The following is a 26966-nucleotide window of genomic DNA, read 5'->3' as shown; positions in this document are numbered from 1 at the left end:
CCTTTTGGTAATCTGCATCCGTTCCCAACGACGGATGCCGCCATGCCCCTGACCAACAGTTCCAAGCGTACGGCCCGCATCGGGCTTGCTGTGATCGCCTGCTTTGCCCTCCTGGCCTTGGTTGGCTGGGCTGCTCCCTCGGACCCTCCCGCCTCTGAGCCCGGCGCCGGCACCCCTCGTGACCTGGTGATCACCAGCCCGCGCATCTGCGCCGCACTTGCGGTGTATGAGCTGGCCAGCGATGACGATTGGGGCCTGCGCGCCACCATCGCAAACGCCGCGCTCAACGCCTTCCACGACGCAGATCGGGTTCCCGACTGCGCGGCCGGCGTCACTGCAGCCCTGACGCAGAACTTTGAACCGGCGCGCTGGCAACTTGCCCTCGACGCTGCCGATGCCGTGCTGAGCGGCTCCTACCAGGTCTCCCCAGCAGCATGCGTCCGGGCCAATGCGGTTGTCCCCCTGTCGACCGCAGACGGCAAAAGGCCGGGCACATCCCCTGTGCTGGCCCGGGCGCAGTGCGTCATGCACGAACTGGCTTTCGTGGAGGTGGCGCCGTGATCGCCGGTCTCCGCACTGAACCGCGCGCCGCGATGATCGGCACACAGCGCCTGCCCCTGAGCCCCACCGAATCGAAGGTGCTGCAGCAGATCATCGACGCCGGAGACATCCCGGTCAGTCGCGCAGCACTGGAAGTGAGCCTGTACGGCGCCAGCGGTCGGAAATCGAACACAGTGCAGGTAACCATCTGCCGCCTGCGCCAGAAGCTGATCCAGCACGGCTACCGCATCAACGCTACCCGCGGCGTCGGCTACACCATCAGCAAAGGCGGTGCAGCGTGATCACCTCGATCAGCTATCCGCTCTCCCAGCGCGCGGCCGTCGCCGCCACGGCGGCTGCCACTGCCGCAACTGGTATGGGCTTTGCCCCGAACCTGGTCGCCGCAGCCGCCGACGTCGCAGCTCGTGCCGTTCTGGAGCGCCGCGCTAGCGCCGGCCGAGCCATCGCCGATGTGCGCTGCAACCTCCGCCGCATGCTGCGGGCACAAGGCGGTGCTGCGTGACCGCCGCCGCCCCGGGCGTCCCCGTCATCGAGGTAGCTGGCTGCGGCATGCGCCTGCGTGTGATGAAGGATCCGGCCGGCTGGAGCGTGTCGGGCTGGCGCCGGGCGAAAGGCACAACGGCCATGGTCGCTTATGTGTCCTCCGAGTCCGTCCCGGTTTTCATGGAGACCGCCGGCCAGCATCACGTCATCGCCGGCCGCACCTACTTCGCACTGCCGCCCGCGAGCCAGAAGAAGCTGCAGACGTTCATTACTTCCATCGAGGACACCAGTACCCAAGGCGGTTCCGCATGAGGGCGCCTGCAATCAAGCTCCCGGCACCCGACCTGACGCCTGAACAGCGCGCGGCCTTGGAGCGCGCGAAGCGTCCCCGGCGCCATCCCTACCGCGTGTACTGCACGCATCAGGCTAGCGCACAGCGCCAACGCGAGGCGGAAGAGCAGCGCCAGCGCGTCGCGCCGAACCTGCACAGGTTGGTGCGCTGATGGATGGCCTGCACCCAATAGGCGGCGGCCTGGACGCGGTGATCGTCAGCACGGCCGCACCGACGCCCGAAGAAAGGCTGCAGCGCTACGAGGCAGCAGTTGCTGCCCACCCGTGCCGCTGGTTTGCCCTGCGCGTGCAGTTCGGCCGGACCCTGCAGCGCTCGCTGAAGAAAGGCATCCGAATCGGCTATGCCGCATGGCAACGGCAGATGCCGGCTCTTTGGCCGCGCGTTCGCATCCACTGACAGAGGAGGTTTTGTATGGCAACCATCACGATCGACGTTGACCTCGAGGACTTCGACGATTCGGAACTCGTGGAGGAATGCAGGTCCAGGGGTCTCAACGTGCTGCCCACCGCACCGAGCGACGTGCCTTCCGCTGAGCTGGTTGTGGAGCGCGCCTATCTCGCGGCCCGCGCCATGACCGAACTGCCGCAAGAGCTGAAGGACCTGTTCTGGGTCGTGCATGGCCGAGCAATCGCATGACATCGACGGCCAGCCCTCAATGGACCTCCGAAACCAGCTCGACATCTTCGACCACGACTCCGCCCGCCTGGCCAAGGCCAACCGCGCCGCCGCCGAGCACGCCCTGACCGATCCGTTCTTCTCCGCGAAGGTCCGTCAAGACCGCCACGACTACTACATCACCGAAGCCGAACGTCTTGAGCGCTTGGCAGCTATGGCCGAGAAGCCAGCCACCACCACAGCCTGAGATCACTCCCGATGAAACAGCCTCAGCCCAGCGCCTCGCCAGCGCCGCACCCCATTCCCGACAGCGCGGTCGAAGCATTCCGCGCTGCCTACGCATCCCATGGCTCCCAAAAGGGCTATGCCGATGCCATCCGTGCCGGTCTGGCCGCAGCAACACCGCTGGTCAGCCAGGACGCAATGCTCTCGCTTGAGCAGGAGGCCCACGCCCACCTGGTGCAGCAGCTGGATATTGCGCTGAATGGCGAAGCTGCAGCTGCACGCGCGCCGGTACTGGCTGAACTTCTGAGCCAGTGCCAGGCCGAAGCCCAGCGCCGGCACGGCCCAGTGCTGGCGACGATTCCCGGCCATGCCGCGGCTCACCTGCGCAAGGGATATATGGAACTGGCTGACAGCGCGCGCGCGCTCAGCGAGACGGCCATGGCCATGCGCGACAAGGCGGTTCGCGAGCTGGTGGTCATGGGAATCACTGAAGTGAACCTGCTTCCGGGCACCACGCCGGAGGTTGCCCCATGACCGGCAAAGATCTGCAGCGCATTGCGCATGTTCTGGTGCTGCAGGAGATGCACGCCCGGTTCACTGAAGCCGGCATCCCGTCACGCACTGCAGCGCTCGACGCAGCGATTGCTGCCCTCTCCGCCCAGCCCTCCCCGGGTGGTCAGGGAGCGGGCATGAGCGCTGACGACTTTGCAAACATGGTTGAGGGCGAAGCTGGCGAGTATGGGGACGGTGGCCCATACGCCGGATGGTCATTCAGCCGTGAGGAGCTGATTGGATTTTGTGGAGCGATCATTAACGGCTGGAGATTTGATCTTCGAGTGCGGAAAGACGCCCTCGCCGCCAGCCAGACGGTGGGGGAGATCGTCGGCTATATGGACCCTGACGCCGATTTCTTGCTGCCCAGTGTCAGCGGACGGCATGTTGATGTAGTCAACCTGTGTCTGTGGGAGAAGCCAATCGGCAAGTACACCAAGCCGCTCTACGCGGCCCCGCCCGCGCAGGCCGTGGACCTGGGGCAGTTCCGGGAGGCTGTGCACGCACAGTTCTTCCTGAAAGTCTCCGAAGCGCGCAAGACGTCTATGGCTGATGTGCGCATTGCCGAGGCGGACGCAGAACGTAACCGCCTGCTGGCTGTCATTGATGGCGCGGAGGTGAACCGTGGTTGAGCAACTGCATATCGGCGGCGTGGATGACGACGACCTGCGCTGCCTGCGCTGCGGATCGCCCAGCCTCGACACGGGCTGGGAATGCAACGACTGCGGCTACAACAACATGCCGCACTACGCGGAGAACAAGGGACAGGCAGACAGCCAGGCGGTGGGCAAATGAGCCTCACGCACCGCGCCCCCACTTCGTTAAAGCGCGCTGTTCCTGAGAACGAATGCCTGGCCGGCAGCCAGCGCCGCTTCTGCACTAGCGAACGCGACGCCTTGCGTCGAGTCGCGAACCGGCCGAGACGCACCATCAGGAGCGTGGACAACGGCGCTAAACCGACCGCCAAGCCCACGTGGAATCACCTCAATCACATAGGCACGCCCATGAGCATTAAACACGTGTTTAGTCGCTGCCATATCCATCAGTACACCTGCTGCTCGGAAGATGACATCCATGTTGAACCTCATATAAGGAATTGCAAGTTGATGGGCTCGTGCTGTTATGGTTTGTGCAGGAGTCAGGGACATGGCTGACGGCTCTCGCGCCTTCAACTTCCCAATGCCGCAGCGCTCGCGACTGCGCCCAGGCGAGATCGTTGTGGATCTATTCGCCGGCGGCGGTGGCGCATCGGAAGGGCTCAAGCAGGCCCTGGGCATCGATCCCGCCCTGGCCTACAACCACGACGAGCTGGCGATCGGCATGCACGCCGCCAACCACCCGCTGACCCAGCACCACCGCGAGGACATCTGGCACGCAGACCCTCGCGTGGATGTGGCCGGCCGTCCCATCGGTTGGTTCCATGCCTCGCCCGACTGCACGCACTTCAGCCAGGCCAAGGGCGGCCAGCCGCGCAGCCGCAAGACCCGCGCCCTGTCGTGGGTGGTGTTGAAGTGGGTGGGCCAGCTGCTGCGCGCTGATCGCCTACACGGCACCAACACCGCGCCGCGCATCATTTCCATGGAGAACGTTTGGCAGATCCTGACCTGGGGTCCGCTGGTGGCCAAGCGCTGCAAGGTCACCGGACGTGTCATCAAGATGGACGGAACCGTTGCAGCGCGCGGCGAGCGCGTGCCGGTCGAGAACCAGCAGCTGGTGCCGGACAAGCGCCATAGCGGACGCACCTGGCAGCAATTCGTCGCCGCGCTGCGTGCGCTTGGCTATGTGGTGGAGTGGCGCAAGATGGTGGCCAGCGACTTTGGCGCCGGCACCAGCCGTGAACGCTTGTTCCTCTGCGCGAGGCGAGACGGCGAGCCTGTTGTGTGGCCGGCGCCTACCCACGGGAAATCCCCTGAGCAGCAACCGTGCGTGACAGCAGCCGATTCCCTGGACTTCTCAATTCCGTGCCCGTCCATCTTTACCCGTGCCCGACCGCTGGCCGATGCCACCATGCGCCGCATCGCGAAGGGCGTCATGCGCCACGTCGTCAACTCGGCAGATCCCTTTATCGTGCCGGTGACGCACCAGGGCGGCGACCGCGTACACGACGTGCGCGACCCCATGCGCACTATCACCGCCGCCAACCGCGGCGAGCTGATGCTGGCCGCACCGAAGCTGGCGCCGTTCCTCACCGAGCATGCAAACGCGAGCCGCCAGCGGACGATGGCGGCGGACGGGCCGCTGCCCACCGTATGCGCTGGGGTGAAGGGTGGCCACTTCTCTGTCGTGACACCCATCCTGGCCGGTGTCGGCGGTCGGGCCGGTCAGTCCGAACCTCGCTCAGGCGGCGAACCGCTCTACACCATGACGACCAAAGCAGACACCGCGCTGGTTGCGCCGCACCTAGTGAAGTTCCGGGGAGACAGCGTCGGTACGGCCGTCACCGAGCCGGTGCCTACCATCACGTCAGGTGCTGGTGCCGCGCGACCTGCGGGGGCTGCGCACGCGCTCGGCGTGGCAACGGCATTCCTTGAGCAGGCGAACGGTGGGTTCTATCAGGGCGCCGGCAACGACGCGCGCGACCCGGTCAGCACGATTACCGCCAGCGGCAGCCAACAGCGTCTGGTCGCTGCACACCTGACCGCAATGGCACAGAACGTCGTTGGCAACGACCTGCGTGAGCCCCTGCCCACCATCCTTGCCGGCGCTACGCGCTTCGCCGAGGTCGAATGCACCCTGAGCCCTGAGCAGGAAGCCGGTGCGCTGCGCGTGGCTGCATTCTTGGTGAAGTACTACGCCAGCGGGATCGCCGTCGATGCGCGCGACCCGCTGGACACCATCACCACCAAGGACCGCCTGGCGCTGGTAACCGTCGTCATCCAAGACGTCCCCTACGTCATCGTGGATATCGGCCTGCGCATGCTCAAGCCTCACGAGCTGTACCGCGCCCAAGGATTCCCACCCGGATACATCATCGATCGCACGGCCAACGGCACGCTGCTCAGCACCAGCGCCGCCGTGCGCATGGTCGGCAACAGTGTGAGCCCGCCACCGCTGCGGGCCCTGGCCGAGGCGAACCTTGACCGGGTGCCGGCCGACATGGCGGTGGCAGCATGACCTACTTTTGTGAAGGACTACCCAATCTGAAAGTCTGTGGGAAGGACCCCCACATAGCTCATGCCCGAAACGTCCATCATGAAGGATCCGTTCTGGGTTTCGCGCGCTCTTCCTATGAACAGAACTTTTCTACCAACGAGCTCGGTAATTCCTCCAAGCTGGTACCTCGTCTCGATCTTCTTCGCGAGAGGAGGCAGGATTTCAAAGCCCAGCGCCGGCTTTGGAGCACCGTTGAAGACCTGGGTGCTGTAGTAACGATTGGTTCGAGTCAATTCGCCCCAGTAGCCTCGAAACTCACCCACGTGCTTGCGGCTATCCGCTTTGGATATCTCCACAAAGAACTCGTTGACCGGAAGATCACCACCGGGCGTAGCAATCACCAGATTGCTCGTTTTGAAGGATGGAGCTGCATACAACCATTCCAGCAGTTTGTCTGCATTGCGCTGAATCTTCGTCTTTGCAGATTCCCCTCCGCCGGCAAATCGCCTACCTCCACCGCCTCGCTCCTGATGGTCTCCTGCAGCACCTGCTCGATTCGCATCGCCATCGTCCGCACTCATTCCCAAAACGATTTTAGTGTTATCCGCTTCAAGCCGTTGCACGAGGTCGTCCCCGGCCTCCCCCCAAGGGTCATCCGATCGAACCGCCAGCTGGCAATTGTCGAGGTGTCTTGCTCCGAAGCAGGGACTTCGACCGGACACAGAGGCCTTTCGGTAGTAACCAGGCTCCTTGCATTCGGAGCAGATGAAATTATGACGAAGCGCTTGAATCTGGTCTGCGGGCAGAAGCGCGAATTCCACGGCAATGTGCTTCTGACCTGTAATGGTGTTGAACGCGAAATCCATACGCTCCCCCGCTGCGCAAGCTTCTATTCGACTTTCACAATTCTTAAACGCCCGAGCGGCCTAATGCAATCGGATTATCCCTACCCTCAGCACGCTTCAACATTCGCGCCTGAGCCCACTCCTTCTTTTCGCGTGACCGTGGCATGAGAACCGGTGCGAAGGTCTCAGCCGCCAGGGCTACTTCGCGCGGCCCCGTGCCCGCGCACGTGACAGCACGCGACATGATTCGGCGCCACTGCCGCGAGCAAGGCAAGCAACTTGCCTGCCTTGCACCGGCTTGCGGCTGCCAAGTGTTCAGCGTTTGGCGCGCGTTCGGCAAGATCTCCCGCCCACTGCAGCCACACCAGGTGGAGGGTGCCATCGCCCCCCTGCAGCTAGACGAGTTCGATGCCAACGAGCTGCGCCTGCGTGCTGCACGTGAGGCCGGCTGGAACATCGATCCCAAGATGCTGCTCGAGGGCGGCGCATGAGCGGAGACGCTTCGCCAATCACCAAAGCACCCCCGCCCACTGCGAGCGACGCCGTGCGCGAAATGCGCACCGCGGCCCGCGCTGGTGAGCCCGTGCCGGCCTCTCAGGTGAATCGGTGGGCGACCGTATTGATTAGCTTGTTTGGCCAGCAACGGGCCGTCAGGCTCGAGCAATGGGGAGGATCATTCTGGTTTCAGATCGATGAAAAGCAGTGGTACCGCGCCCTTGCAGCCGGCGAACTGGTCCGGGCTCTCTATACCCAGCCCTTGCTTCACGAAATCCGCAGGGCTGGGGAAAATCGGGATCACATCTGGTCGGCGGACCGAACCCACTGCATCGTCTGTAACGACCCCTTCGATTGGGCCGATCCCTACTGCAACCCGCCCAAGCCGCCGGTGCCCATCGCAGTGAAACCCCAGCCGTTCAATCCCTCTTGGGTGCTCCCAGTGCTCGACCGTCTGGAGCGAGCATTGAAGCGTGAAAGCAAGCGGGAGAGAGACGAATGGGACTTCAGAATTTCACAGCTGCGTAGGTCGATCGAAGAGCATACGAAGGAGAAATCGCCTTGAACGTCAAGCACATCATCGCCGCCGCAGATGACCGGTCAGCACTGGTCAACCAGCAGCGCGCGGCCATTGCGGTTGCAGCAGCGCTCGAAACCGCGCTGACCAGCACGCATCCCGCCAGCGGCGCCGGCCGCGCATTGACCTTCACGTTTGCCGGCGAGCCGCAGCTGCGGGCCGCGTGCGACGCCTGGCGCGCATACGCCCTCGCCACCATCGACATGCCGGCGCCAGTGGCGGCGACAGCGACCCAACGGCTGACGGCCCAGATCGGCCTCGCCCTCTTCGATGACCCCACCATGGACCTGACACAGATCGCAATCCGTGTGACCACGGCACGGTCGGATTCGCAGACCGCGCTGCTGCCGGCGCCCACCAATGAAGTAACGGAGGCCCGAGATGGGCGCAGCTGAGAACATCCCCGAAGTCCTGCTGAAGCTCGAGCAGGTCGAAGCCCAGACCGGAATGAAGAAGAGCTACATCTACCGCGAGATGGACAGGGGCACTTTCCCGCCCAAGCACAAGGTCGGCGGCGGCACTCGCTGGTACCAGAGCGACATTCAGCGTTGGATCCGCGCACGCAGGAGCGCTCCGCAGTGGACGCCCGAGGATGTGGGGCAGCCGGCTGCCAACTGCGACAGCAGCGGAGCGTAAACGGTCACCGAGCGGTCACCGGGTCGCGCTGGCTTGACGAAGAAGGCACTGCGGATGATCCTAAGTGCCTGATTCGATGGTGGGCCCATCAGGATTCGAACCTGAAACCAAGGGATTATGAGTCCCCTGCTCTAACCGTTGAGCTATAGGCCCTGCGCAGCGTCACAGTGTAGTGGAGGCCGCGCTCGATCGGCTACCCGGCGGCGGCAAGCGCCTCCGAAATACGCCCCAGCCGCCTATCCGCTGCCTCCGCGAGCCCTACCTGCCGCCTCAGGTATGCCTGGAACAACGCGACCATCCTTCTGACTTCCTCCAGTCCCTGTTGGTTGTCGCCACTGAAGCCGGCAAGCAATCCGGCCTCCGACAGCGTCAGCAGCGCGTATGTCGTACGGCGTGCAAACCCCAACCGATCCTCGCACTCATCCCGCATCACCTCATCCCAGTCCAGCAGTGGTGGGAAATCGGCTCGTACGGGCTCAGGCAAATCGTGCTCCACATCATTCATGGCGTGACTCCAGATGCATGACGAATCAATGCCGCAGGCCGTGCGAGTTGCACGTGACCTGCCGCGCGCTTGCATCGGCGCCGGTGATGACCGGCCCGCCTACGGGATGTGTTGAGCATCTGCGCGGTCAGCGTGCGACCGTCGCAGTAAGAATTCAAACGGCAGATGCGACATCGGCAAGACCCGTCGGGCATGTCCCGTTGCCCACCAAAGAAAAACCCCGCACCAGGCGGGGTTTCTCTCAACGCTTCAACAGCCGCTGGAAATCAATCGATATCCAGGAAGCTGCGCAGCTGCTCCGAGCGGCTCGGGTGACGCAGCTTGCGCAAGGCCTTCGCTTCGATCTGGCGGATGCGCTCGCGGGTCACGTCGAACTGCTTGCCGACCTCTTCCAGCGTGTGGTCGGTGTTCATGTCGATGCCGAAGCGCATGCGCAGCACCTTGGCTTCCCTCGGGGTGAGGCCGGCCAGCACGTCGCGCACGGTTTCAGACAGGTTGATGTTGGTGGTGTTCTCGATCGGGGACTCCACGTTGGTGTCCTCGATGAAGTCGCCCAGATGGGAATCCTCGTCGTCGCCGATCGGGGTTTCCATCGAGATCGGCTCCTTGGCGATCTTCATCACCTTGCGGATCTTGTCTTCCGGCATGTCCATTTCCTTGGCCAGCTCCTCCGGCGTGGCCTCGCGGCCGTACTGCTGGAGCATCTGGCGGGAAATGCGGTTCAACTTGTTGATCGTCTCGATCATGTGCACCGGAATACGGATGGTGCGTGCCTGGTCGGCAATCGAGCGGGTGATCGCCTGGCGGATCCACCAGGTGGCGTAGGTCGAGAACTTGTAACCGCGGCGGTACTCGAACTTGTCCACGGCCTTCATCAGGCCGATGTTGCCTTCCTGGATCAGGTCGAGGAACTGCAGGCCGCGGTTGGTGTACTTCTTGGCGATCGAGATCACCAGGCGCAGGTTGGCCTCGACCATTTCCTTCTTGGCCTTGCGCGCCTTGGCTTCACCGTAGGCCATGGCACGGCTGATTTCCTTCAGCTCTTCCAGGTCCAGCTGGGTCAGCTTCTCGATGTCGATCGTCGCCTGCTGTTCGGCGATGATCTGGTCCTTCACTTCGCGCAGTGCCGAAGACCACTTCTGCTTGCGCTTCAGTGCGTCTTCCACCCATTCCAGGTTGGTCTGGTTGCCTTCCCAGGAACGGATGAAGTCCTTGCGCGGCATGCGGGCGGTAACGGTGGCCAGGTTCAGCACGCGGCGCTCATGCGACTTGATGTCGGCCATGGTGTCGCGCAGCTGCTTGGTCAGCACGTCGGTCAGCGGCAGCGGCAGCTTCAGGGTGACGAACACCGCCGACATCTCTTCGCGCAGGCGCGGCAGGTTCTTCTTGTCACCCTTGGTCGCCGCCTTCTTGAAGGCAGTGAAGGCATCGCTCAGCGCCTGCATGCGCGCGGCGACTTCCTCCGGATCCGGACCGGTCGGTGCGGCTTCTTCCTCGCCACCCTCGACATCATCGTCCTCGTCCTCGTCGCCATCGGCGTCGGCATCGTCGCTGTCATCAGCGGCAGCCGCGGCCGGAGCCGGGGCTTCGTCCGTAAGGTCGTTGAAGCCGACGATCACTTCGGCCAGGCGCTTCTTGCCTTCCTTGTGGGCTTCATAGTCGTTCAGCAGCGACTCGACCGACACCGGGAACTGGCCCAAGGCGGCCTGCACCTGCGAAAGGCCTTCCTCGATGCGCTTGGCAATGGCGATTTCGCCTTCGCGGGTCAGCAGCTCGACGGTGCCCATTTCGCGCATGTACATGCGCACCGGGTCGGTGGTACGGCCACCTTCGGTGTCGAGCGCGCTCAGCGCGGCGGCGGCTTCTTCGGCCGCGGTGTCATCGACTTCGCGGTTACCCGTGTTGCCGTCGTTGAGAAGCAGGGTTTCCACATCCGGCGCAACTTCATGGACATCGATGCCCATGCCGTTGATCATGCCGATGATGTCTTCGATCTGTTCCGGGTCGACCATGTCGTCCGGCAGATGGTCATTGACTTCGGCGTAGGTCAGGTAGCCCTGTTCCAGGCCCTTGCTGATCAGTTGCTTGATTTCGGATTGGGCAGGACGTTCGTTGGCCATGTAGTGCTCGCGCCACCGGCTAGGGAGAAATAGGGAACGTAGCATTATACCAGCCCGGGGCCCCGCCTGCCGGGCGGTGGTCCCGCAGGCTCAGGGCCTGAGAAGGAAGGTCACGGGACCGTCATTGACCAGGCTGACGACCATATGGGCACCAAATCGGCCCGTTTCCACCCCCGGCGCGTGATTTTCACGACAGATCCCGACAAATCGATTGAACCCGCGTTCAGCCTCGTCTGGCGGCGCCGCGCTGGTGAAGCTCGGCCGCATGCCCGAGCGGGTGTCGGCGGCCAGGGTGAACTGGCTGACCAGCAGCAGGCCGCCGCCGGTATCACGCAGCGACCGGTTCATCTTCCCGGCCTCGTCGGCGAACACCCGGTAGCCCAGCAGGCGCTCGGCCATCCGCCGCAGCTGGGCCTCGGTATCGCCGGGCTCCATGCCGACCAGCGCCAGCAGGCCGGGGCCGATCTGCCCGACCGCTTCGTCGTCGACATGCACGGCGGCCTGGCTGACACGTTGGATCAGGACGAGCATCGCGGGCTTCCGAATGAACAGGGCCGGCCACGATAGCAGCGCCCTTGGCTAAACTGGCGCCGATGAATCCGCAACGCAAAGCCCGGCTGGTCTACCGCGCCACCACCCTGTTCGCCCGCCTGCCCTGGCCGCTGCTGCGGGGCGCCGCGCGCGCCCTGGCGTGGGCGTGGATCAGTCTCAACGCCCGTGAGAGCCGCGTCACCCGGCGCAACCTGGAACTGGCCTACCCCGAACTGGATGCCGCCGCGCGCGACCGCCTGCACCGAGAGCTGCTGCGCTCCACCGCGCTGCAGGCCATCGAGACCCTGCGCCTGTGGAGCCAGAAGCCGGCCGACAACCTGCGCCTGCACCTGAAGCAGCGCCATGGCGAAGCGCTGTACGACGCGGCGCTGGCCAGCGGCAAGGGCGTGATCGTGGCTGCGCCGCACTTCGGCAACTGGGAGCTGCTGAACCAGTGGCTGGCCTCGCGCGGGCAGATCGCCATCGTCTACAAGCCGCCGGAGGACGAGGCCAGCGACGCTTTCCTGCAGATCGTGCGCGGCGGCCAGAACGTGCAGCAGGTGCGCGCCGAGGGCCCGGCCGTGCGGCAGCTGTTCAAGGTGCTCAAGGACGGCGGTGCCACCGGCATCCTGCCCGACCAGCAGCCCAAGGCCGGCGACGGTGTGTTCGTGCCGTTCTTCGGCGTGCAGGCGCTGACCATGACCCTGGTCAACCGCCTGGCCGAGCGCACCGGTGCCACCGTGCTGTATGGCTGGTGCGAGCGGATCGGGCCGGACATGGAATTCGCCCTGCACATCGAGCCGACCGACCCGGCGGTGGCCGACCCGGACCCGCAGGTGGCGGCCACCGCGCTCAATGCCGGCATCGAACGCATCGCCCGCCGCGACCCCGCACAGTACCAGTGGACGTACAAGCGCTATACGCTGCGACCGGCGGGCAGCGGCGAGGAAGATCCCTACGCCACCGAAGAGCATCCCCACTAGCGGCCGCCGCACTGACCGCCGCCGCACCGAGCCCCGACCGGTCCCTGCGACCGGCGGCCGCACCACGTTGAATACGACGCCGGCGCCCCCATAGAGACTGCGATGTCCGCCTCCCCCGGTCCTGCCATGCCTGCTTCTTCCCTGTTCGGCGATCCGGCCGCGATCCGCTGCGAACGCGCGGTGGCCGAACTGCGCGCCGGTCGCCCGGTCCTGCTGCACGATGGCCAGGGCCAACGCCTGGCAGTGATCGCGCTGGACAGCGCCACCGCCAGCAGCTTTGCCGCCTTCGCCAGCGCCGCGCGCGAGCGCCACTACCTGTTCCTGACCGCCACCCGCGCCCGCGTGCTCGGCGTGGACGCTCCGGAAGGCGCACGCCTGCCGCTGGCCGGCATCGCCTTCGATGCCCTGCCTTCGCTGGGCTACCTGCGCGAGCCCGGCCCGATGCCGGAGGGCTGGAGCGCCGGTGACGCCTTCGATGCCGGCGCGGTTGAACTGGCACGCCTGGGCCTGCTGCTGCCGGCGATGGTGGCCGTGCGCCTGGACGCAGGTGACGCCACCTTCGACGGTGCCGCCGAAGTCGCCCTGTGCGACCTCGCCGAGGGCGCGGCCCATGCGGCCCACGATTACGAACTGGTGGCCCGCTCGCCGGTCCCGCTGCGCGACGTTGGCATGACCATCTTCGCGGTGTTCCGCGGCGGCGTGGCGCAGCGCGACCAGGTCGCGATCATCGTCGGCGAGCCGGACCTGTCGGCGGTGGTGCCGGTGCGCGTGCATTCCTCGTGCCTGACCGGCGACCTGTTCGGTTCACTCAAGTGCGACTGCGGCGACCAGCTGCGGCGTGGCCTGCGCAAGCTGAAGGAACTGGGTGGCGGCGTGCTGCTGTACCTGGACCAGGAAGGCCGCGGTACCGGCATCGCGGCCAAGATGCGTGCCTACGGCTACCAGCACGATGGCCTGGACACCATCGATGCCGATGCGCAGCTGGGCTTCGGCGCCGACGAACGCCGCTACGGCAGCGCGGTGGCGATGCTGCACGGCCTGGGCATCTCGCGCGTGGCCCTGCTCAGCAACAACCCGACCAAGGCGCAGCGCCTGCGCAATGCCGGCATCGAAGTGCTGGACTGCATTCCGGTCACCGGCGAGATCACCGCCGAGAACGAGCACTACCTGCGCACCAAGGCCGACCGTGCGGGGCACATGCTGGACGTGGACGCGCTGATCCAGGCTGCCCAGTAACGCGGCCGACCTGCTACCGTCTGCGCGGTGCGGCCATGGCCGCCACCGCCCGCCCTGCTGCCTGACGGAGCCCGCGTGACCGACGCCTCGATTCCTGCATCCCCCGCCTCCGACTGGCAGGTACTACCGCAACGCGCGGTCCGCCTGGCCGCACTGGAAGGCGCCTTCGGCGGCCTGTTCGTGCCGGGCCTGCCGCTGGCGGCGGCGGCGTGGTTCTTCGATCTGCCCGGCGGGCTGTGGACTGCAGCCCTCGGCTTGCTGATCGGCATCGCCTTCGGTGCGTGGCTGGGCCATCGTCGGCTGGTCCGCACGCGCTGGCGGCTGGATGCACAGGGCCTGGGCCTGCGCCGCGACCTGATGTGGCAGCTGGAAACCCGCATTCCCATTTCGCGCGTGCAGCACCTGGACCTGCGCCGGGGGCCGCTGGAGCGCCGCGCCGGCCTGGCCACGCTGATCGTGCACACCGCCGGCACCCGCATGAGCGCGGTGACCGTCAGCGGCCTGGACGAGGCCGACGCCGAACGCCTGCGCGACACCCTTTCGCACCAGCTCGACCAGGACGCTGACGCCCTGTGAGCCTGCCGCCGCCCCTGCCCGCATCGCTGCCCGACGGCGGCGAAGACCATCGCCTGCATCCGTGGTCGTGGCTGTTCGTGCTGCTGATGCAGCTGCGCCACTACTTCCTGCCGCTAATCGCGCTGCTGGTATTCGGCCAGCGCGGCGACCGCGATCCGATGTGGGCCCAGCTGATCCCGTTGTCGGCCATTGCTGTCCTGGTGCTGGTCTCGGTGCTGCAGTACCTGAGCTACCGCTACCGCATCGGCAACGATGCGATCACCGTGCGCAGCGGCCTGCTTGCGCGCAACCGCCGCGAGATCCCGTTTGCCCGCATCCACAACGTGGAAGTGCGGCAGAACCCGCTGCACCGCCTGTTCGGCGTGGCCGAGCTGCGCCTGGAGTCGGCCGGTGGCGCGCGCCCGGAGGCGGAAATGCGGGTGCTGAAGCTGGACCAGGCCTTGGCCCTGGAGCGGCTGGTGCGCCAGCGCGGGCAAGCGCCGCAGGCCAGCGAAGCGGTTGCGGTGGCCGACATCGCCGACACCGGCAATGAACACGTGCTGCTGCGCCTGTCCAGCTGGGACGTGGTGCGCATGGGCCTGCTGTCCAACCGTGGCTGGGCGCTGGCGATCGCCGCCGTCGGCGTGCTGTTCCAGACCGTGCCACGGCCGGTGATGGATGACGCCCTCCAGCGCGGTGGCCGCGAGGCGTTCGGCTACGCCAGCCACCTGCACCCGGGCGTGGCCGGCGCGTTCCTTCTGGCGGGCACTGCGCTCCTGCTGGGCTGGCTGGCGCTGCGCGTGCTGTCGGTGGTGCTGACCCTGCTGCGCTACCACGGCTTCACGCTCAGCGAGCAGGAGCGCCGCCTGACCGTCTCGGCCGGCCTGCTCAGCCGCACCCGCAGCAGCGTGGCGCGTCGCCGCATCCAGGCCTGGACCCTGCGCGAAAGCACCCTGCATCGCTGGTTCGGGCTGCGCCAGCTGCGCATCGACAGCGCCGCCGGCGGGCCTTCGCGCGATGAGGACCGTGCCCTGCGCGAACTGGCGCCGCTGGCTCCACGCACGCGTTGCGAGCAGCTGGTGCAGCACCTGCTGCCGCAGCTGCAATGGCCGCCGGTACAGTGGCAGTCCATTCCGCAGCGCGGTTGGTGGCGGCTGTGCCTGGGTGCACTGCTGCTGGCGCCGTTGCTGGCGGCGGCCGCGTACTGGCGATGGGGATCATGGGGATTGGTGGTGCTGGCCTGGATGCCGATGGCACTGCTGATCGCGCGTCGGCAGATGGCACGCATGGGCTGGTACCTGGACGATCACTTCGTGGCGGTACGCGGCGGCTGGTGGAAGCGCTGGTGGCGCTGGGCCGAGCTGGACAAGGTGCAGGGCCTGCGCCTGCAGCGCTCGCCGCTGGACAAGCTGCTCGGCACCAGCAGCCTGCAGCTGGATACCGCCGGTGCGCATGGTGATGTGGCACTGACCCTGCATTACCTGCCACACGAACAGGCACAACGGGTGATGGAACAGCTGGCGGCGGCACTGGCACGGCGCAAGCTGCGCTGGTGAGCCATGCAGGTAGTGCCGGCCGCTGGCCGGCAATCACAGACGTGCCCGGGCTTGCCGGCCAACGGCCGGCACTACCTCACCTCCGCGACGGGCCCCAGTAGCCCAGGTCCTTGCGGATCTGCAGGTCGCGCAGCCAGGTGCCGAACGGCTTGCGCCGCAGCGCGCCCATTTCGCCGGACAGGAAATCCTCGGTCGCGGCGATCACCCGCTCGCTGGAGCGGCCATCGCGGTACGGATGGATGGCATCGGCGTATCGCACGATCTCCGCCTGCAGCGCGGCATCCGGGTGCAGCGCGCGTTGCAGCATCGCCGGCAGCTGTGCCGGGTCATCGAAATCGATCATGTGCGGCTTGGGCACGCGATTGCGGAAGGTCACCACCGGTTTGTGCTGGACAATGAACTCCGAAACGATCGACGAGGTATCCGACACCAGCACGTCGGCGGCACGCTGCGCGGCCATCACCTGTTCCGGCTCGATGAAGCGGGCATTGGCACCGGCCAGCGCGCGGTAACGCTCGAACAGTTCCGGCGCGCACTTCGGGTGCAGCGTCAGCAGCCAGTAGCGGTCGCCGGCGGCGATGTCGGCTGCGATCTGCGCATGCAGGTGCGGGGCCGCGCTCAACCGCTCGGTGAAGGTCGAACCGAACAGGATCACCGGGCGGCCAGCGGCCGGCGCGCGCAGCGCGGCACCCTCGCCGCCATCGTCGCGGAACAGTGGGTCCAGCTTCGGCCAACCGGTCTCGGCCACCGCGAAGTGGCCCTGCTGGGCCGCGATCTCGCGGAACGGCACGGTGGTGGCCGGGCCCTGCGTGCAGTACAGGTCGAACATGCCGCGCACCCGGAAGTGGCCGCGGGCGCTGTCGCGCTTCTCCACGTTGAAGCCATGGAACAGCTGCACCTTGGCGCCGGACAGGAAGGTCGGCACCCAGTTGGCGGCGCTGAACACCGCGCGCGGGCGCATCGCCAGGGCCTGCTTCAGGCCGATGTTGGGGACCCCGGACAGGCTGCTGCCGGCCGCGCCGCCCTCGAACCAGGCGGCCACGTCCTGCCCGGACGCGTGCAAGGCCTGCGCCAACGGGGCGAGAATAGGCAGCGCATAGCGCTCCGTCGCAAACAACAGGTACCCGGCCATCATGTCCTCCACGACCGCTCCCATCGAACGGCCTCGCATCTCGGCGTGCATTATCGCGTTCAACGAGGCCGGGCGCATCGGCGACTGCCTGGCCTCGCTGGCCTTCTGCGATGAAATCGTGGTGGTGGATTCGCAGTCCACCGATGCCACCGTGGCCCTTGCCGAGGCCGCCGGCGCCCGCGTGCTGCAGCGGCGGTTCGAGGGGTTCCGCAGCCAGAAGGCGTTCTGCGTCGAGCAGGCCAGCCATGACTGGGTGCTGTGCCTGGACGCCGATGAGCGCATCAGCCCGGAACTGCGCACGGCCATCGAGCAGGCCCGCGACGGCGGCTTCGCCGGCCACGCCGGCTACCGCTTCGCGCGCCTGTCGGAGTACTTCGGCAGGTTCCTGCGCCATGGCAATGCCTACCCCGACCGGGTGATGCGCTTGTTTGATCGCCGCCGCGGCGGTTGGCGCGGCAAGCGCGAGATCCACGAGGCGGCCAGCGTTGACGGCAGCGTCGGCACCCTGCACGGGGACCTGATCCACTACCCGTACCGCTCACTGCAGCAGCAGCTGGCGAAGACGGAAAAGTACGCCCGGATGATGGCCGAGCACGAGTTCGCACGCGGCAAGCGGGCCACGCTCGGCAAGCTGGTGCTGGCCCCGGCCTGGCGATTCTGGCGTGGCTTCCTGTTCCGCGGTGGCTTCCGCGACGGCTGGCACGGCCTGGTCTACGCCTATGTGCGTGCCAACTACGTGCGGCAGAAGACCATCATGCTGTGGATGCTGGGCAACGGCCAGGCCGTTGCGGATCCCCCGGACCGTTGATCGCCGGGCCGTGCCAGCGCCACAGCATCACGACCCCATGATCGCCCGGTGGCGCGCACCTTCGAGAATCGACAGGCCGGTCAGCAGGCCGACCAGGGTCACGTAGAAACTGGCCGTCATCTGGTGGGCGAACATCGACTGGGTCAGGCCGCACAACGCATAGGTGATCACCAGCATGACGCCGGCCGCGGCCGGCCCACGGAAGGTCACCCGTCCACTGCGACGGTGCAGGCGCACGAACAGCCACAACGGGATGCCGTACACCGCCAGCAGCAGTGCCAGGCCAGGCACTCCCTGGGTTGCGGCCCATTCGGCCACGTCGTTGTGCGCATGCCCAAGGTGGCAGCGCGCCTCACCCGGGTTCTCGCGACAGACCGGCACGCGCTGCATTGCACTGTCGAAATGACCGATGCCGACACCCACCAGCGGATGGTCGAGGAAGGTCTCCCAGGCCACCTTGAGGCGCTCCACCCGGGCACCGGCGGACGAATCACTGTCGCCCTGCTCCAACCGCTGCACATCGCTGTGCAGCTCGCTGAGGCGGACCTGATGGCGCAGCTCAGGCACCGACAGCAGCAGGGTCGCACCGATCGCCAGCATGCCAGCCAGCACCGACAGCCGTGCCACGCCGGTACGCCAGCGCAGGCTCAGCGCCAGTACCACCAGCAGCGCCAGCAACGCGGCAAACACGCCACGGCTGCCGGTCAGCACGATGGTGCCGCAGCCGGCAGCCATGCCGAGGATCACCAGCGACCAGCGGCGTGATGGACGGCAGAACACCAGCAGCACCATCAGCACCATCACGATGTCGGCCAGCACGATGGCGTTGGTGAACAGCTCCGCGCGCGGAGCCCCGCGCAGCACCTGCCACAGCGACATCCCGAAGGTGACAAGCAGGCCGGCCAGCGCGCCGTACCAGAGCCAGCGCAGGTTTGGACGCAGCGCGCAGACCCAGAGCGCGATCCACGGGATCACTACGAACCGCGAGCGGTTGTCGACGTCGCGCAGCCCCTGCTCGAACAGCAGCACCGACAGTAAGCCCAAGGCCAGCACCGCCAGCATCAGCCAGGCCAGCACCTTCACCGGCTGACCGGCCATGCCGCGCGCGCGCCACAGCAGCTCCGGCGCCAGCAGAGTGCTGAGCAGCAGCAGCAGACCATAGGGCAACAGGTTGATCGGCACGGTCAACACAAGTGCCGGCAGGCAGAACAGGCCCAGCTGGGCCAGTGCATGTGCCACTCCGTGCCGTCCACCGACGGGGACGCCCAGCGGATCGCCGGCCATGGGGTTCAGATTGTCCGCTGAGGCTGGCACGTCAGGAAGTATCGCTGCAATCTACTGAAAGAACAGGAATGCCCCGACAGGGGCCGTCCCAGCCTGCCATTTCACTTTACTGCCTTTGGCCCTGCTTGGGCAGACCGGACAAGCGGGAATCGTGGCAGTCAGTCATGTTCCTGCAGACGCCTCCCACGTTCGCGTTCCTCTGCGGTGACCACGCAGGGCACCGTCACCGCCGCTGCGGGCACCAGCCACCAGCGCCGCCGGTTGGCCACGCCGGCCAGTTCGGAGCGGCTGCGGTCGACGCATGACAGCATTGCGTTCTCGTTGACCAGCAGCCAACGGCGCGCGGGCACCAGCCGCTGCCAGCGCGTGGCGGCGACCAGCTGCTCGTCCCACGGCACCCGGAAACCGAAGGTCGCTGCAGGGCGGTCGGCCAGCAACAGATGCTGCTCCTTCCAGGCCACCAGCCCCAGCTCCGCATCAGGGCCGATACGACTTCCGACGGTGCGCATCAGCCCACGGGCGGAGCTGGAATCGTTCAACAGTGGATAGCCGACCAGGCTGTAGAGCAGCCAGACCATCGCCAACGTCGACACCAGCGCATGGTGCCTGCGACGGCCGCAGACCAACAGGCTCAGTCCGCCCCATAGACCCATCGCCAGGATCGTCCAGGCCAGTGCGTCGACAGCCCCGGGGGGCAGTCCGCGGCTGTGGGTCAGGCGCAGCTCAAAGGCCGGGTCGCCCAGCACTGCCAACGCGCCGGCCAGTGCCAGGCCCAGCGACAACACCCCGGTGAACAGCCCCGCCACGGCCTGCACATCGCGCCGCTTCAGCAACCCCGGCAACAACGGTGCCAATGCCAGGCAGAACATCGGCAACGCCGGCAGGATGTACACATCGCGCTTGCCGTCAGGAATCGAGAAGAACAGCACCACCAGCAGCCACCAGGCCAGCGGCAGCAGGTAACGCGGGTCGCGGCGGCGCAGCCGACGCCACCAGGCAGGCAGCGCCCAGGGCAGCAGCAGGAAGGCGGGAAGCCACATCGACGGCATGATCGCCAGGAAGTACCACCCTGGCTGGTGATGATCCCAGGACTGCATGTAGCGCCGTGCGGTCTGCTGGAACAGGATGTCGTCCATGTAGGCCCGGTACTCGTCCGAGCCGGTGGCCAGGCCGGCCAGCAGCATCGGTGCCAGCCACAACGATACCGCCAGCAGGAAGGCCAGCGGCGCCGCCCAGAAACGCACGTCGCGCGCGTGCAGGCCTACCCGTGGCCATCGCAGTGCCGCTGCGATCGCCGCTGGCACGATCATCAGCAGCGCCAGCATGCCCACGCCCTTGGTGATCACTCCGATGCCAGCGAAGAACCAGCCCAGCCACCACCAGCGCCAGGCGGGGCCCAGCAACAGGTGGCGCAGCAGGCCATAGTTGGCCAGCGTGATGAACAGCAGCAGCAGCGGGTCGATCTGCGCCTTCTTCGCCTGGAAGGTGAACTGCAGCGCGAACAGGAGCGCCCAGCCGGCATACAGCCCGACCCGCCGTGTCCACAGGCGCCGGCCAAGATCCACCACGCACCACAGCGTGCCGAGCGCTGCCAGCAGCGAAGGCAGCAGGAAGGCCACGCGCCAGTGGCCGACCAGGCCGTACAGCGTGGCCTGCCACCACATCAGCATGGGAGGCTTGTCCGAGTAAAGCTCGGGCCCACGATGCGGGAACAACCAGTAGCCGCTGTCGACCATCTGCTTGGCCACCAGCGCGAAACGCGGCTCGTCCGACGGCCATGGATCGCGGAGGCCGAGGCCGGCCCCCAGCACCAGCAGGGCCATCACCACCAACAGCCACGTCTGTCGCGACGCGTGGGTTTTCAGCATGGGACTCGAAACGGCAGCGGGGATCAGCCTGCTTTTATCAGACGCGCGTAGAAGAAACCGTCAGCATCGTTGTCACCTGGCAGACGCTGGCGCGCCACGCCTTCGCAATCCACGCCGAATGCGTCGCCCAGCGGCTGCGCCTCGGCATCCGGATGCCACTTGAGAAACGCGCGCACCTGGTCGATGTTCTCGGCACGCAGGATCGAGCAGGTCGCATACAGCAGCACGCCGCCCGGGCGCAACATCGACCAGCAGGCCTCCAGCAGGCGCGCTTGCACTCCCACCAGCGCATCGATGTCCTCGGCACGGCGGTGGAACATGACGTCCGGCTGGCGGCGGATCACGCCGGTGGCCGAACACGGTGCATCCAGCAGGATCGCGTCGAACGGCACGCCGTCCCACCAGGAACCGGGATCGCTGGCATCGGCCACCAGGGTCTGCGCATGTTCGCCGACGCCGGTACGGGCATAGGTGTCACGGGCGCGCGCCAGGCGCCGGGCGTCGATATCCAGCGCCAGCAGTCGCAGGCTCGGGTCGCGTTCGAGCAGGTGCGCCGATTTGCCGCCGGGCGCTGCGCAGGCATCCAGCACGCGCGAGCCGGCGGCGGGCGCCAGTGCATCCGCCGCACACTGTGCCGACAGGTCCTGCACCGACAGCGCACCCTCGGCGAAGCCGGGCAGCTGGTTCACCGCCACCGGTGCCGCCAGGCGCAACGCATCGGGACTGAGCGCACTGGTTTCTGCGGCAATGCCGGCTTCAGCCAGCGCTGCCAGGGCTTTGTCGCGGCCACCGTGCTGGCGGTTGGCGCGCAGCCACAGCGGCGCAGGCTGCAGGCTTTCGTTGAACACTGCTTCGGCCTGCGCCGGCCAATCCCGTTCGATCGCCTCGGCCAGCCATTCCGGGAAGGCATCGCGCGCGGGCTGCTCCGGGAACCCTTCGCGCTGCGCGCGGCGCAGGATCGCGTTGACCAGGCCAGCCTGCCGTTCGCGGCCCAGTGCACGGGCAGCATCGACCGTGGCCGACAGTGCGGCATGCGCCGGCAGTTCCAGCACATCCAGCTGGGCGAAGCCGACCATCAGCAGGGTGCGCAGGTCGGCATCACGCGCCGAGAGCGGCTTCTGCATCCACGACTGCAACGCGGCGTCATAGGTGCTGCGGCGGCGCAGGACGGCGAAACACAGTGCCTCCAGCAGCGCGCGGTCACGGCTGTCGGCCAGCTTCGGCAACGCCCAGGCCAGTTCGGCCTTCAGCGAACGGCCACGGGTGAATACCTGCGCCAGCACGCGTGCGGCCAGCATGCGCGTGGCCGCGCCCGGCGCCGCCTTGGCGATGGAGAAATCGTTCTGCTTCGACACCGCTTATGCCCCCACGCGCAGGTCGCGGCGAGCGTTGAGGTAGTCGGCGGCGGTGATCGCCTTGCCGCCTTCGCGCTGCAGTACGCGCAGGCGCAGCACACCCTGGCCACAGGCGATGTCGATGCCGTCGCGGCCGGCGGCCAGCACCGTGCCCGGCGCCTGGCCGTGGGCCTCATCCAGCGCCACCGCGCCATGGATGCGCACGCGCTCGCCGGCCAGCGTCGCCTCGGCGATCGGCCACGGATTGAACGCGCGCACGGTGCGCGCCAGCGCAGCGGCATCCTGCGCCCAGTCCAGCTTCGCTTCGGCCTTGTCCAGCTTGTGCGCGTAGGTCACGCCCTGCTCCGGCTGCGGCCGCGCGATCGGCTTGATGCCGGCACGCAGCAGGCCCAGGCCATCGGACAGCACCTGCGCGCCCAGTTCGGCCAGCTTGTCGTGCAGCTGGCCGCCGGTATCGGTAACGGCAATCGGCAGCTCCTGGTGCAGCAGCACCGGGCCGGTATCCAGGCCGGCTTCCATCTGCATCAGGCACACGCCGGTCTTGGCGTCGCCAGCCTGGATCGCACGCTGGATCGGCGCGGCACCGCGCCAGCGCGGCAGCAGCGAGGCGTGCACGTTCCAGCAGCCATGGGTCGGAATGGCCAGCACGGCCTTGGGCAGGATCAGGCCGTAGGCCACCACCACCATCAGGTCCGGCTGCAGGTCGCGCAGCTGCTGCTGGGCAGCGTCGCCCTTCAGCGATTCGGGCTGGTAGACCGGGATGCCACGGGCCACGGCTTCGAGCTTGACCGGCGACGGCGCCAGGCCACGGCCACGACCGGCCGGTCGATCAGGCTGGGTGTAGACGGCCACGACCTCGTGATGGCGCGCAGCCGCGCGCAGCGATGACACCGCGAATTCCGGCGTACCGGCAAAGACAATCCTCATGGCTACCCCACTTGCAGGATGGATTCGTGCAGGAAAGAAAACGGCGCCGTCGGCCGGCGCCGTACAGCCCGCGCGCATCGCGCAGGCACGGGCCACCCGAGGGGTGGCCCGGATGGGCGATCACGCCACGTGCTTGCGCTGCTTGGCCAGCTTCTTGCGCACCATCTCGCGCTTGAGCGGCGACAGATAGTCGATGAACAGCTTGCCATCCAGGTGATCCATCTCGTGCTGGATGCAGGTCGCCAGCACTTCGCCGGCTTCCAGCTGCTGTTCCTGGCCATTACGGTCCAGGTACTTCACGGTGATGGTGTCGGCGCGGGTCACGTCGGCGAAGATGCCCGGCACCGACAGGCAGCCTTCCTGGTACACCCGGCCCCCGTCCTTGGCGACGATTTCCGGGTTGATGAACACATGCGGTTCATTCTTTTCTTCGCTGACGTCGATGACCATGAAGCGCTTGTGCACGTCTACCTGGGTGGCGGCCAGGCCGATGCCCGGCGCGTCGTACATGGTCAGGAACATGTTGTCGATCAGTTCCTGGAAGGCCGGCGTGGTGACTTCGGCGGCTTCGATCAACGCAGCCTTGGTACGCAGGCGCGGATCGGGGAACTCGAGAATGGGGAGAAGGGCCATGGCTGTTTCCGGATAGGGGGCCGGCACGCCGGCATACGTCGCAGATTCTAGCTCCAACGCTTGCCTTGCGCCCCGGTTTCTGGACTATAGTGCGCGGACCTGTTGGGGAATCAGGGCTTCACACCTATGTTGCTTCGTTTTCGTACGGTCGTCGCCGCGGCGATGCTGGCCGTGGCTGCCTATGCTACCGCCGTGGAAGTGAATGGCGGGCACCCGGACACCTATGTGGTCCGAAAAGGGGATACGTTGTGGGATATCGCCGCACGTTTCCTGCAGAAGCCGTGGCTGTGGCCGGAGATCTGGCAGGCCAATCCGCAGATCGCCAATCCGCACCTGATCTATCCCGGTGACGTGCTCAGCCTGGCCTATCTGGACCGGGTGACCGTGGCGGCCCAGCCCGGCCCGCGCCAGGACGCCCCGATCGATGCCATTCCACTGGCCCAGGTCGAGCCGTTCCTGAAGCAGCTGAGCGTGGTCGACAGCATCGAGCAGCTGCCCCAGGTGGTCGGCCTGGAAGACAACCGCCTGCGCGTGTCCGGTGGCGATGCCGCCTACGTGAACCTGGCCGATGCCCAGCTCGGACAGCGCTGGGCCGTGGTCCGCCCGACCGTGCGCTACGCCCAGCCCAAGCCGAGCGAAGACCTGAACGCCAACGGCGACGTCACCCCGGGCAGCGGCAACCTGTGGAAGGCCTACAACGCACCCAACGCGCGCCGCGGGGTGCTGGGCTATGAACTGGCCCAGCTCGCCACCGGCACCATCACCCGGGTTGCCGACGGCAAGGCCGGGGCCTCCACGCTGGCGCTGGACAAGAGCACGGGCGGCCGCGAAGTCCGTGTCGGAGACCGCCTGGTCCCGGTCGAGGCCCGTCCCTACGACCTGCAGTTCGTGCCGCATGTGCCGGCCGCAGGCGTGGAAGGCGTGGACGTGCGCGTGCTCGCGGTGACCGACATGTTCACCGCCGGCGGCCCGCGCGACGTGATCGCGATTTCGGCCGGCCGCGCCCAGGGCGTGGACAATGGCACCGTGTTCTCGCTGTGGCGGCAGGGTCGTCATGTGGCCAACCGCCTCAAGTACCCGACGTCGTCGCGCATGGACGATGCGCTCAGCGGCAGTGTCGGCCGGGTTGCGCTGCCGGAGGAGTACGCGGCGCACGCGATGGTGTTCCGCACCTTCGACAACGTCAGCTACGCGCTGGTGATGCAGGGCGTGAAGCCGGTGCGGGTGGGCTACAACGCGCTGCACCCGGACGCGAAATAACGGTTGCCGGGCTGCCCCGGCCACCCCAGGTAGTGCCGGCCGCTGGCCGGCAGACACCTCCGGCAAAACCTGACACGTACATGCGAAGGCGCCCGAGGGCGCCTTTGTTGCATGCGGTCGATAGTGGGGAATGACCAAGCAAGCTGATGAGGCGCTGCTGCGCCTGGTGATGGCAGGGGGCGCACTGGCGCCGCGACGGGCATTGCTGCAGAACGCGGGCTGCGCGGACGCGGCCATCGCGCAAGGCATCGCGAACTGGCGTGCACACGGCTGCACACCGGAGCAGTGCGTCGCGCTGGAACGCCCTGATGCCCGAGCATGGGCAGCCGCGCAGCGCTGGCTGGAAGACGACCACCACCACGTGCTGGCCTTCACCGACCCGGCATTTCCTCCTCCCTTGCTGGAGGTACCCAACCCGCCGCTGGCCCTGTTCGTGGCCGGTGACCCCAGCCTGGCCTGGCGCCCCTCCGTGGCCCTGGTCGGCAGCCGCTCGCCAACGCCGGGTGGACGCGCGCTGGCGGCCCGCTTTGCCAGCTGCTTCGTCGAGGCCGGGCTGGCGGTGACCAGCGGGCTGGCCGCCGGCATCGATGCAGCCGCCCACCTGGCAACCCTGGAGGCCGCTGGCTGTACCCTGGCCGTGATCGGTACCGGCCCTGATCGCGCCTACCCGGACAGTCATGCCCGGCTGCAGGCCAGGATCGCCACCGAGGGCGCCGTGCTCAGCGAATACCTTCCGGGCACCGCGGCCCGTCCCGGACACTTCCCGGCCCGCAACCGGCTGGTGGCCGGGCTGGCCCTGGCCACGGTGGTGGTCGAGGCCGCCCAGCGCTCGGGAGCGCTGATCACCGCGCGCCTGGCCGCGGAGGCCGGTCGCGAGGTCTGCGCGCTGCCCGGTTCAGTGCTCAATCCACGGGCGGCGGGCTGCCACCGGCTCATCCGTGAAGGCGCCGCGCTGGTCGAACGCCCCGAGGAGGTGCTGGAGCTGCTGGCCCCCGCGCTGCGCCAGCAGCTGCCGGGCTTGCAATCGCGGCTGGGCACCCCCACTGAACAGGCACCGCCGGCGCTCCTGCCGGCGCGCTGGGCCGACGACCCTGACTACCAGTGCTTGTGGCGGGCCCTGGACCACAACCCAAGTGGTATGGATTCACTGATCACGCGCTGTGGATTGACGGCGCCCCAGGTGTCCTCCATGCTGCTGGCCATGGAACTGGCGGGAATCGTGGTGTGCGTACACGGCCGCTACTGTCGAACTCCCTAGTTTCTTCACCTCCACAGCGTCGCGCGACGCAGGCCGAGGGGCAATGAAAGAGAGCATCCTGGACGTACTGCTGTACCTGTTTGAACACTATTTCAGCGAAGATGCGGACCTGATCCGTGACCGCGATTCGCTTCAGAACGGCCTGATCCAGGCCGGTTTCAGCCCTACCGAGATCAACAAGGCATTCGACTGGCTCGATGCCCTGGCCGCACAACGGCCGAGCATGTCCCAGGCCCGGGTCGACGGCCCCGTGCGCGTCTACCACGGCCCCGAGCTGGACAAGCTGGACGTGGAATGCCGCGGTTTCCTGCTGTATCTGGAACAGCACGGCATCCTCGATGCCGACCAGCGCGAGCTGGTCCTGGACCGGGCGATGGCCCTGGACCAGGACGAACTGGACCTGGACGACCTGAAGTGGGTCGTGCTGATGGTGCTGTTCAACCAGCCCGGCTCCGAAGCGGCCTATGCCTGGATGGAGACGCAGATGTTCATGGACGAGCCAGAACCCCTGCACTGACCGT

General features: G+C 67.0%; 34 protein-coding genes and 1 tRNA gene. 23 read left to right on the top strand and 12 right to left on the bottom strand.

Annotated features, from left to right (window positions below; all coding sequences use genetic code 11):
• Positions 1 to 42: 42 nt before the first annotated feature.
• The 10 genes from SSKA14_RS04550 to SSKA14_RS23745 all read left to right on the top strand — a co-directional run bounded on the left by SSKA14_RS04550 (position 43) and on the right by SSKA14_RS23745 (position 3583).
• Positions 43 to 561, top strand: coding sequence for a hypothetical protein (locus SSKA14_RS04550; protein WP_083797301.1), 519 nt, complete (start codon positions 43 to 45; stop codon positions 559 to 561).
• Positions 558 to 842, top strand: coding sequence for a helix-turn-helix domain-containing protein (locus SSKA14_RS04545; protein WP_040007012.1), 285 nt, complete (start codon positions 558 to 560; stop codon positions 840 to 842). Before SSKA14_RS04550 ends, SSKA14_RS04545 begins: the two co-directional genes overlap by 4 nt.
• Positions 839 to 1063 (top strand): hypothetical protein, encoded by a 225-nt coding sequence (locus SSKA14_RS04540; protein WP_008268131.1) that lies wholly within the window; start codon positions 839 to 841, stop codon positions 1061 to 1063. Before SSKA14_RS04545 ends, SSKA14_RS04540 begins: the two co-directional genes overlap by 4 nt.
• A complete protein-coding gene (locus SSKA14_RS04535) occupies positions 1060 to 1356 on the top strand; it encodes a hypothetical protein (RefSeq protein WP_232281361.1) in 297 nt (98 codons plus the stop codon). The genes SSKA14_RS04540 and SSKA14_RS04535 overlap by 4 nt, the downstream gene beginning before the upstream one ends.
• Before the next feature lie 190 nt (positions 1357 to 1546).
• Complete coding sequence (locus SSKA14_RS04525; RefSeq protein WP_008267954.1) at positions 1547 to 1792, top strand: hypothetical protein; 246 nt, start codon at positions 1547 to 1549, stop codon at positions 1790 to 1792.
• Positions 1793 to 1807: 15 nt separating this feature from the next.
• Complete coding sequence (locus tag SSKA14_RS04520; protein WP_040007009.1) at positions 1808 to 2032, top strand: hypothetical protein; 225 nt, start codon at positions 1808 to 1810, stop codon at positions 2030 to 2032.
• Complete coding sequence (locus SSKA14_RS04515) at positions 2013 to 2258, top strand: hypothetical protein (RefSeq protein WP_008264978.1); 246 nt, start codon at positions 2013 to 2015, stop codon at positions 2256 to 2258. Before SSKA14_RS04520 ends, SSKA14_RS04515 begins: the two co-directional genes overlap by 20 nt.
• 11 nt (positions 2259 to 2269) lie before the next feature.
• Positions 2270 to 2770 (top strand): hypothetical protein, encoded by a 501-nt coding sequence (locus tag SSKA14_RS04510; protein WP_008265697.1) that lies wholly within the window; start codon positions 2270 to 2272, stop codon positions 2768 to 2770.
• Entirely contained in the window at positions 2767 to 3420 is a 654-nt protein-coding gene (locus SSKA14_RS04505) for a hypothetical protein (protein WP_040007008.1), read from the top strand. The genes SSKA14_RS04510 and SSKA14_RS04505 overlap by 4 nt, the downstream gene beginning before the upstream one ends.
• Entirely contained in the window at positions 3413 to 3583 is a 171-nt protein-coding gene (locus tag SSKA14_RS23745) for a hypothetical protein (protein ID WP_008267118.1), read from the top strand. The genes SSKA14_RS04505 and SSKA14_RS23745 overlap by 8 nt, the downstream gene beginning before the upstream one ends.
• Positions 3584 to 3609: 26 nt before the next feature.
• Here SSKA14_RS23745 and SSKA14_RS23740 read toward each other — a convergent pair whose 3' ends face one another.
• Positions 3610 to 3936, bottom strand: a complete 327-nt coding sequence (locus SSKA14_RS23740) for a hypothetical protein (protein WP_157635908.1) — start codon at positions 3934 to 3936, stop codon at positions 3610 to 3612.
• Here SSKA14_RS23740 and SSKA14_RS04500 point away from each other — a divergent pair.
• A complete protein-coding gene (locus SSKA14_RS04500; protein ID WP_050413333.1) occupies positions 3935 to 5902 on the top strand; it encodes a DNA cytosine methyltransferase in 1968 nt (655 codons plus the stop codon). The two genes, SSKA14_RS23740 and SSKA14_RS04500, sit on opposite strands and share 2 nt — an antisense overlap.
• 17 nt (positions 5903 to 5919) lie before the next feature.
• On the opposite strand, the gene SSKA14_RS23735 is transcribed toward SSKA14_RS04500, so the two are convergent.
• Entirely contained in the window at positions 5920 to 6747 is an 828-nt protein-coding gene (locus SSKA14_RS23735; RefSeq protein WP_157635907.1) for a hypothetical protein, read from the bottom strand.
• 290 nt (positions 6748 to 7037) lie between these two features.
• Between SSKA14_RS23735 and SSKA14_RS04490 the strand changes: the two genes are divergently transcribed.
• From SSKA14_RS04490 to SSKA14_RS04475, 4 genes are read left to right on the top strand one after another with little or no spacing between them, the layout of a single operon-like run.
• Positions 7038 to 7217, top strand: coding sequence for a hypothetical protein (locus SSKA14_RS04490; protein WP_008268485.1), 180 nt, complete (start codon positions 7038 to 7040; stop codon positions 7215 to 7217).
• Complete coding sequence (locus SSKA14_RS04485) at positions 7214 to 7786, top strand: hypothetical protein (RefSeq protein ID WP_040007005.1); 573 nt, start codon at positions 7214 to 7216, stop codon at positions 7784 to 7786. The genes SSKA14_RS04490 and SSKA14_RS04485 overlap by 4 nt, the downstream gene beginning before the upstream one ends.
• A complete protein-coding gene (locus tag SSKA14_RS04480) occupies positions 7783 to 8193 on the top strand; it encodes a hypothetical protein (protein ID WP_040007003.1) in 411 nt (136 codons plus the stop codon). The genes SSKA14_RS04485 and SSKA14_RS04480 overlap by 4 nt, the downstream gene beginning before the upstream one ends.
• Positions 8180 to 8434, top strand: a complete 255-nt coding sequence (locus SSKA14_RS04475; RefSeq protein ID WP_008265763.1) for an AlpA family phage regulatory protein — start codon at positions 8180 to 8182, stop codon at positions 8432 to 8434. The genes SSKA14_RS04480 and SSKA14_RS04475 overlap by 14 nt, the downstream gene beginning before the upstream one ends.
• Before the next feature lie 77 nt (positions 8435 to 8511).
• Here SSKA14_RS04475 and SSKA14_RS04470 read toward each other — a convergent pair.
• The 4 genes from SSKA14_RS04470 to dtd form a co-directional block, all read right to left on the bottom strand.
• Positions 8512 to 8587: transfer RNA gene (locus SSKA14_RS04470), tRNA-Ile, on the bottom strand.
• Between the two features lie 40 nt (positions 8588 to 8627).
• Positions 8628 to 8939 (bottom strand): hypothetical protein, encoded by a 312-nt coding sequence (locus tag SSKA14_RS04465; RefSeq protein WP_040007002.1) that lies wholly within the window; start codon positions 8937 to 8939, stop codon positions 8628 to 8630.
• A 266-nt stretch (positions 8940 to 9205) separates the two neighbouring features.
• Positions 9206 to 11059, bottom strand: a complete 1854-nt coding sequence (gene rpoD / locus SSKA14_RS04460) for an RNA polymerase sigma factor RpoD (RefSeq protein WP_008265787.1) — start codon at positions 11057 to 11059, stop codon at positions 9206 to 9208.
• 90 nt (positions 11060 to 11149) lie between these two features.
• Complete coding sequence (gene dtd / locus SSKA14_RS04455) at positions 11150 to 11590, bottom strand: D-aminoacyl-tRNA deacylase (protein WP_008265680.1); 441 nt, start codon at positions 11588 to 11590, stop codon at positions 11150 to 11152.
• A 62-nt stretch (positions 11591 to 11652) separates the two neighbouring features.
• Between dtd and SSKA14_RS04450 the strand changes: the two genes are divergently transcribed.
• From SSKA14_RS04450 to SSKA14_RS04435, 4 genes are all read left to right on the top strand, one after another.
• Positions 11653 to 12573, top strand: a complete 921-nt coding sequence (locus SSKA14_RS04450) for a lauroyl acyltransferase (protein ID WP_008267479.1) — start codon at positions 11653 to 11655, stop codon at positions 12571 to 12573.
• Positions 12574 to 12675: 102 nt separating this feature from the next.
• Complete coding sequence (ribA, locus tag SSKA14_RS04445; protein WP_040007000.1) at positions 12676 to 13809, top strand: GTP cyclohydrolase II RibA; 1134 nt, start codon at positions 12676 to 12678, stop codon at positions 13807 to 13809.
• 75 nt (positions 13810 to 13884) lie between these two features.
• Entirely contained in the window at positions 13885 to 14385 is a 501-nt protein-coding gene (locus SSKA14_RS04440; RefSeq protein ID WP_008268436.1) for a PH domain-containing protein, read from the top strand.
• Entirely contained in the window at positions 14382 to 15920 is a 1539-nt protein-coding gene (locus SSKA14_RS04435) for a PH domain-containing protein (protein WP_008268762.1), read from the top strand. The genes SSKA14_RS04440 and SSKA14_RS04435 overlap by 4 nt, the downstream gene beginning before the upstream one ends.
• 76 nt (positions 15921 to 15996) lie before the next feature.
• Here SSKA14_RS04435 and SSKA14_RS04430 read toward each other — a convergent pair whose 3' ends face one another.
• Complete coding sequence (locus SSKA14_RS04430; protein ID WP_008266086.1) at positions 15997 to 17055, bottom strand: CDP-glycerol glycerophosphotransferase family protein; 1059 nt, start codon at positions 17053 to 17055, stop codon at positions 15997 to 15999.
• Between SSKA14_RS04430 and SSKA14_RS04425 the strand changes: the two genes are divergently transcribed.
• A complete protein-coding gene (locus SSKA14_RS04425) occupies positions 17054 to 17860 on the top strand; it encodes a glycosyltransferase family 2 protein (protein ID WP_008268536.1) in 807 nt (268 codons plus the stop codon). The two genes, SSKA14_RS04430 and SSKA14_RS04425, sit on opposite strands and share 2 nt — an antisense overlap.
• A gap of 27 nt (positions 17861 to 17887) precedes the next feature.
• Here SSKA14_RS04425 and SSKA14_RS04420 read toward each other — a convergent pair whose 3' ends face one another.
• The 5 genes from SSKA14_RS04420 to def all read right to left on the bottom strand — a co-directional run bounded on the left by SSKA14_RS04420 (position 17888) and on the right by def (position 23927).
• A complete protein-coding gene (locus SSKA14_RS04420) occupies positions 17888 to 19144 on the bottom strand; it encodes an O-antigen ligase (protein WP_050413331.1) in 1257 nt (418 codons plus the stop codon).
• Positions 19145 to 19302: 158 nt separating this feature from the next.
• The gene (locus tag SSKA14_RS04415; RefSeq protein WP_008268228.1) at positions 19303 to 21012 is read right to left on the bottom strand and encodes a glycosyltransferase family 39 protein; all 1710 of its coding nucleotides are present in this window, start codon (positions 21010 to 21012) and stop codon (positions 19303 to 19305) included.
• 23 nt (positions 21013 to 21035) lie between these two features.
• Positions 21036 to 22367, bottom strand: a complete 1332-nt coding sequence (rsmB, locus tag SSKA14_RS04410) for a 16S rRNA (cytosine(967)-C(5))-methyltransferase RsmB (protein ID WP_008268814.1) — start codon at positions 22365 to 22367, stop codon at positions 21036 to 21038.
• Between the two features lie 3 nt (positions 22368 to 22370).
• Complete coding sequence (gene fmt, locus SSKA14_RS04405) at positions 22371 to 23294, bottom strand: methionyl-tRNA formyltransferase (protein WP_008266183.1); 924 nt, start codon at positions 23292 to 23294, stop codon at positions 22371 to 22373.
• Between the two features lie 120 nt (positions 23295 to 23414).
• Positions 23415 to 23927 (bottom strand): peptide deformylase, encoded by a 513-nt coding sequence (def, locus tag SSKA14_RS04400; RefSeq protein WP_008267110.1) that lies wholly within the window; start codon positions 23925 to 23927, stop codon positions 23415 to 23417.
• Positions 23928 to 24053: 126 nt separating this feature from the next.
• Here def and SSKA14_RS04395 point away from each other — a divergent pair, with 126 nt between their 5' ends.
• The 3 genes from SSKA14_RS04395 (at position 24054) to SSKA14_RS04385 (ending at position 26962) form a co-directional block, all read left to right on the top strand.
• The gene (locus tag SSKA14_RS04395) at positions 24054 to 25187 is read left to right on the top strand and encodes a LysM peptidoglycan-binding domain-containing protein (RefSeq protein ID WP_008266069.1); all 1134 of its coding nucleotides are present in this window, start codon (positions 24054 to 24056) and stop codon (positions 25185 to 25187) included.
• 130 nt (positions 25188 to 25317) lie between these two features.
• Entirely contained in the window at positions 25318 to 26445 is a 1128-nt protein-coding gene (gene dprA, locus SSKA14_RS04390; RefSeq protein ID WP_008268052.1) for a DNA-processing protein DprA, read from the top strand.
• A 43-nt stretch (positions 26446 to 26488) separates the two neighbouring features.
• Positions 26489 to 26962 carry a DUF494 family protein gene (locus tag SSKA14_RS04385; RefSeq protein WP_006472770.1) on the top strand — a complete coding sequence of 158 codons (474 nt, stop codon included), beginning with the start codon at positions 26489 to 26491 and terminating at the stop codon, positions 26960 to 26962.
• Positions 26963 to 26966: the final 4 nt, after the last annotated feature.

It is taken from the genome of Stenotrophomonas sp. SKA14 (assembly GCF_000158575.1).
Lineage (GTDB): Bacteria > Pseudomonadota > Gammaproteobacteria > Xanthomonadales > Xanthomonadaceae > Stenotrophomonas > Stenotrophomonas forensis.
This window is presented reverse-complemented; position numbering and strand designations above follow the sequence as displayed.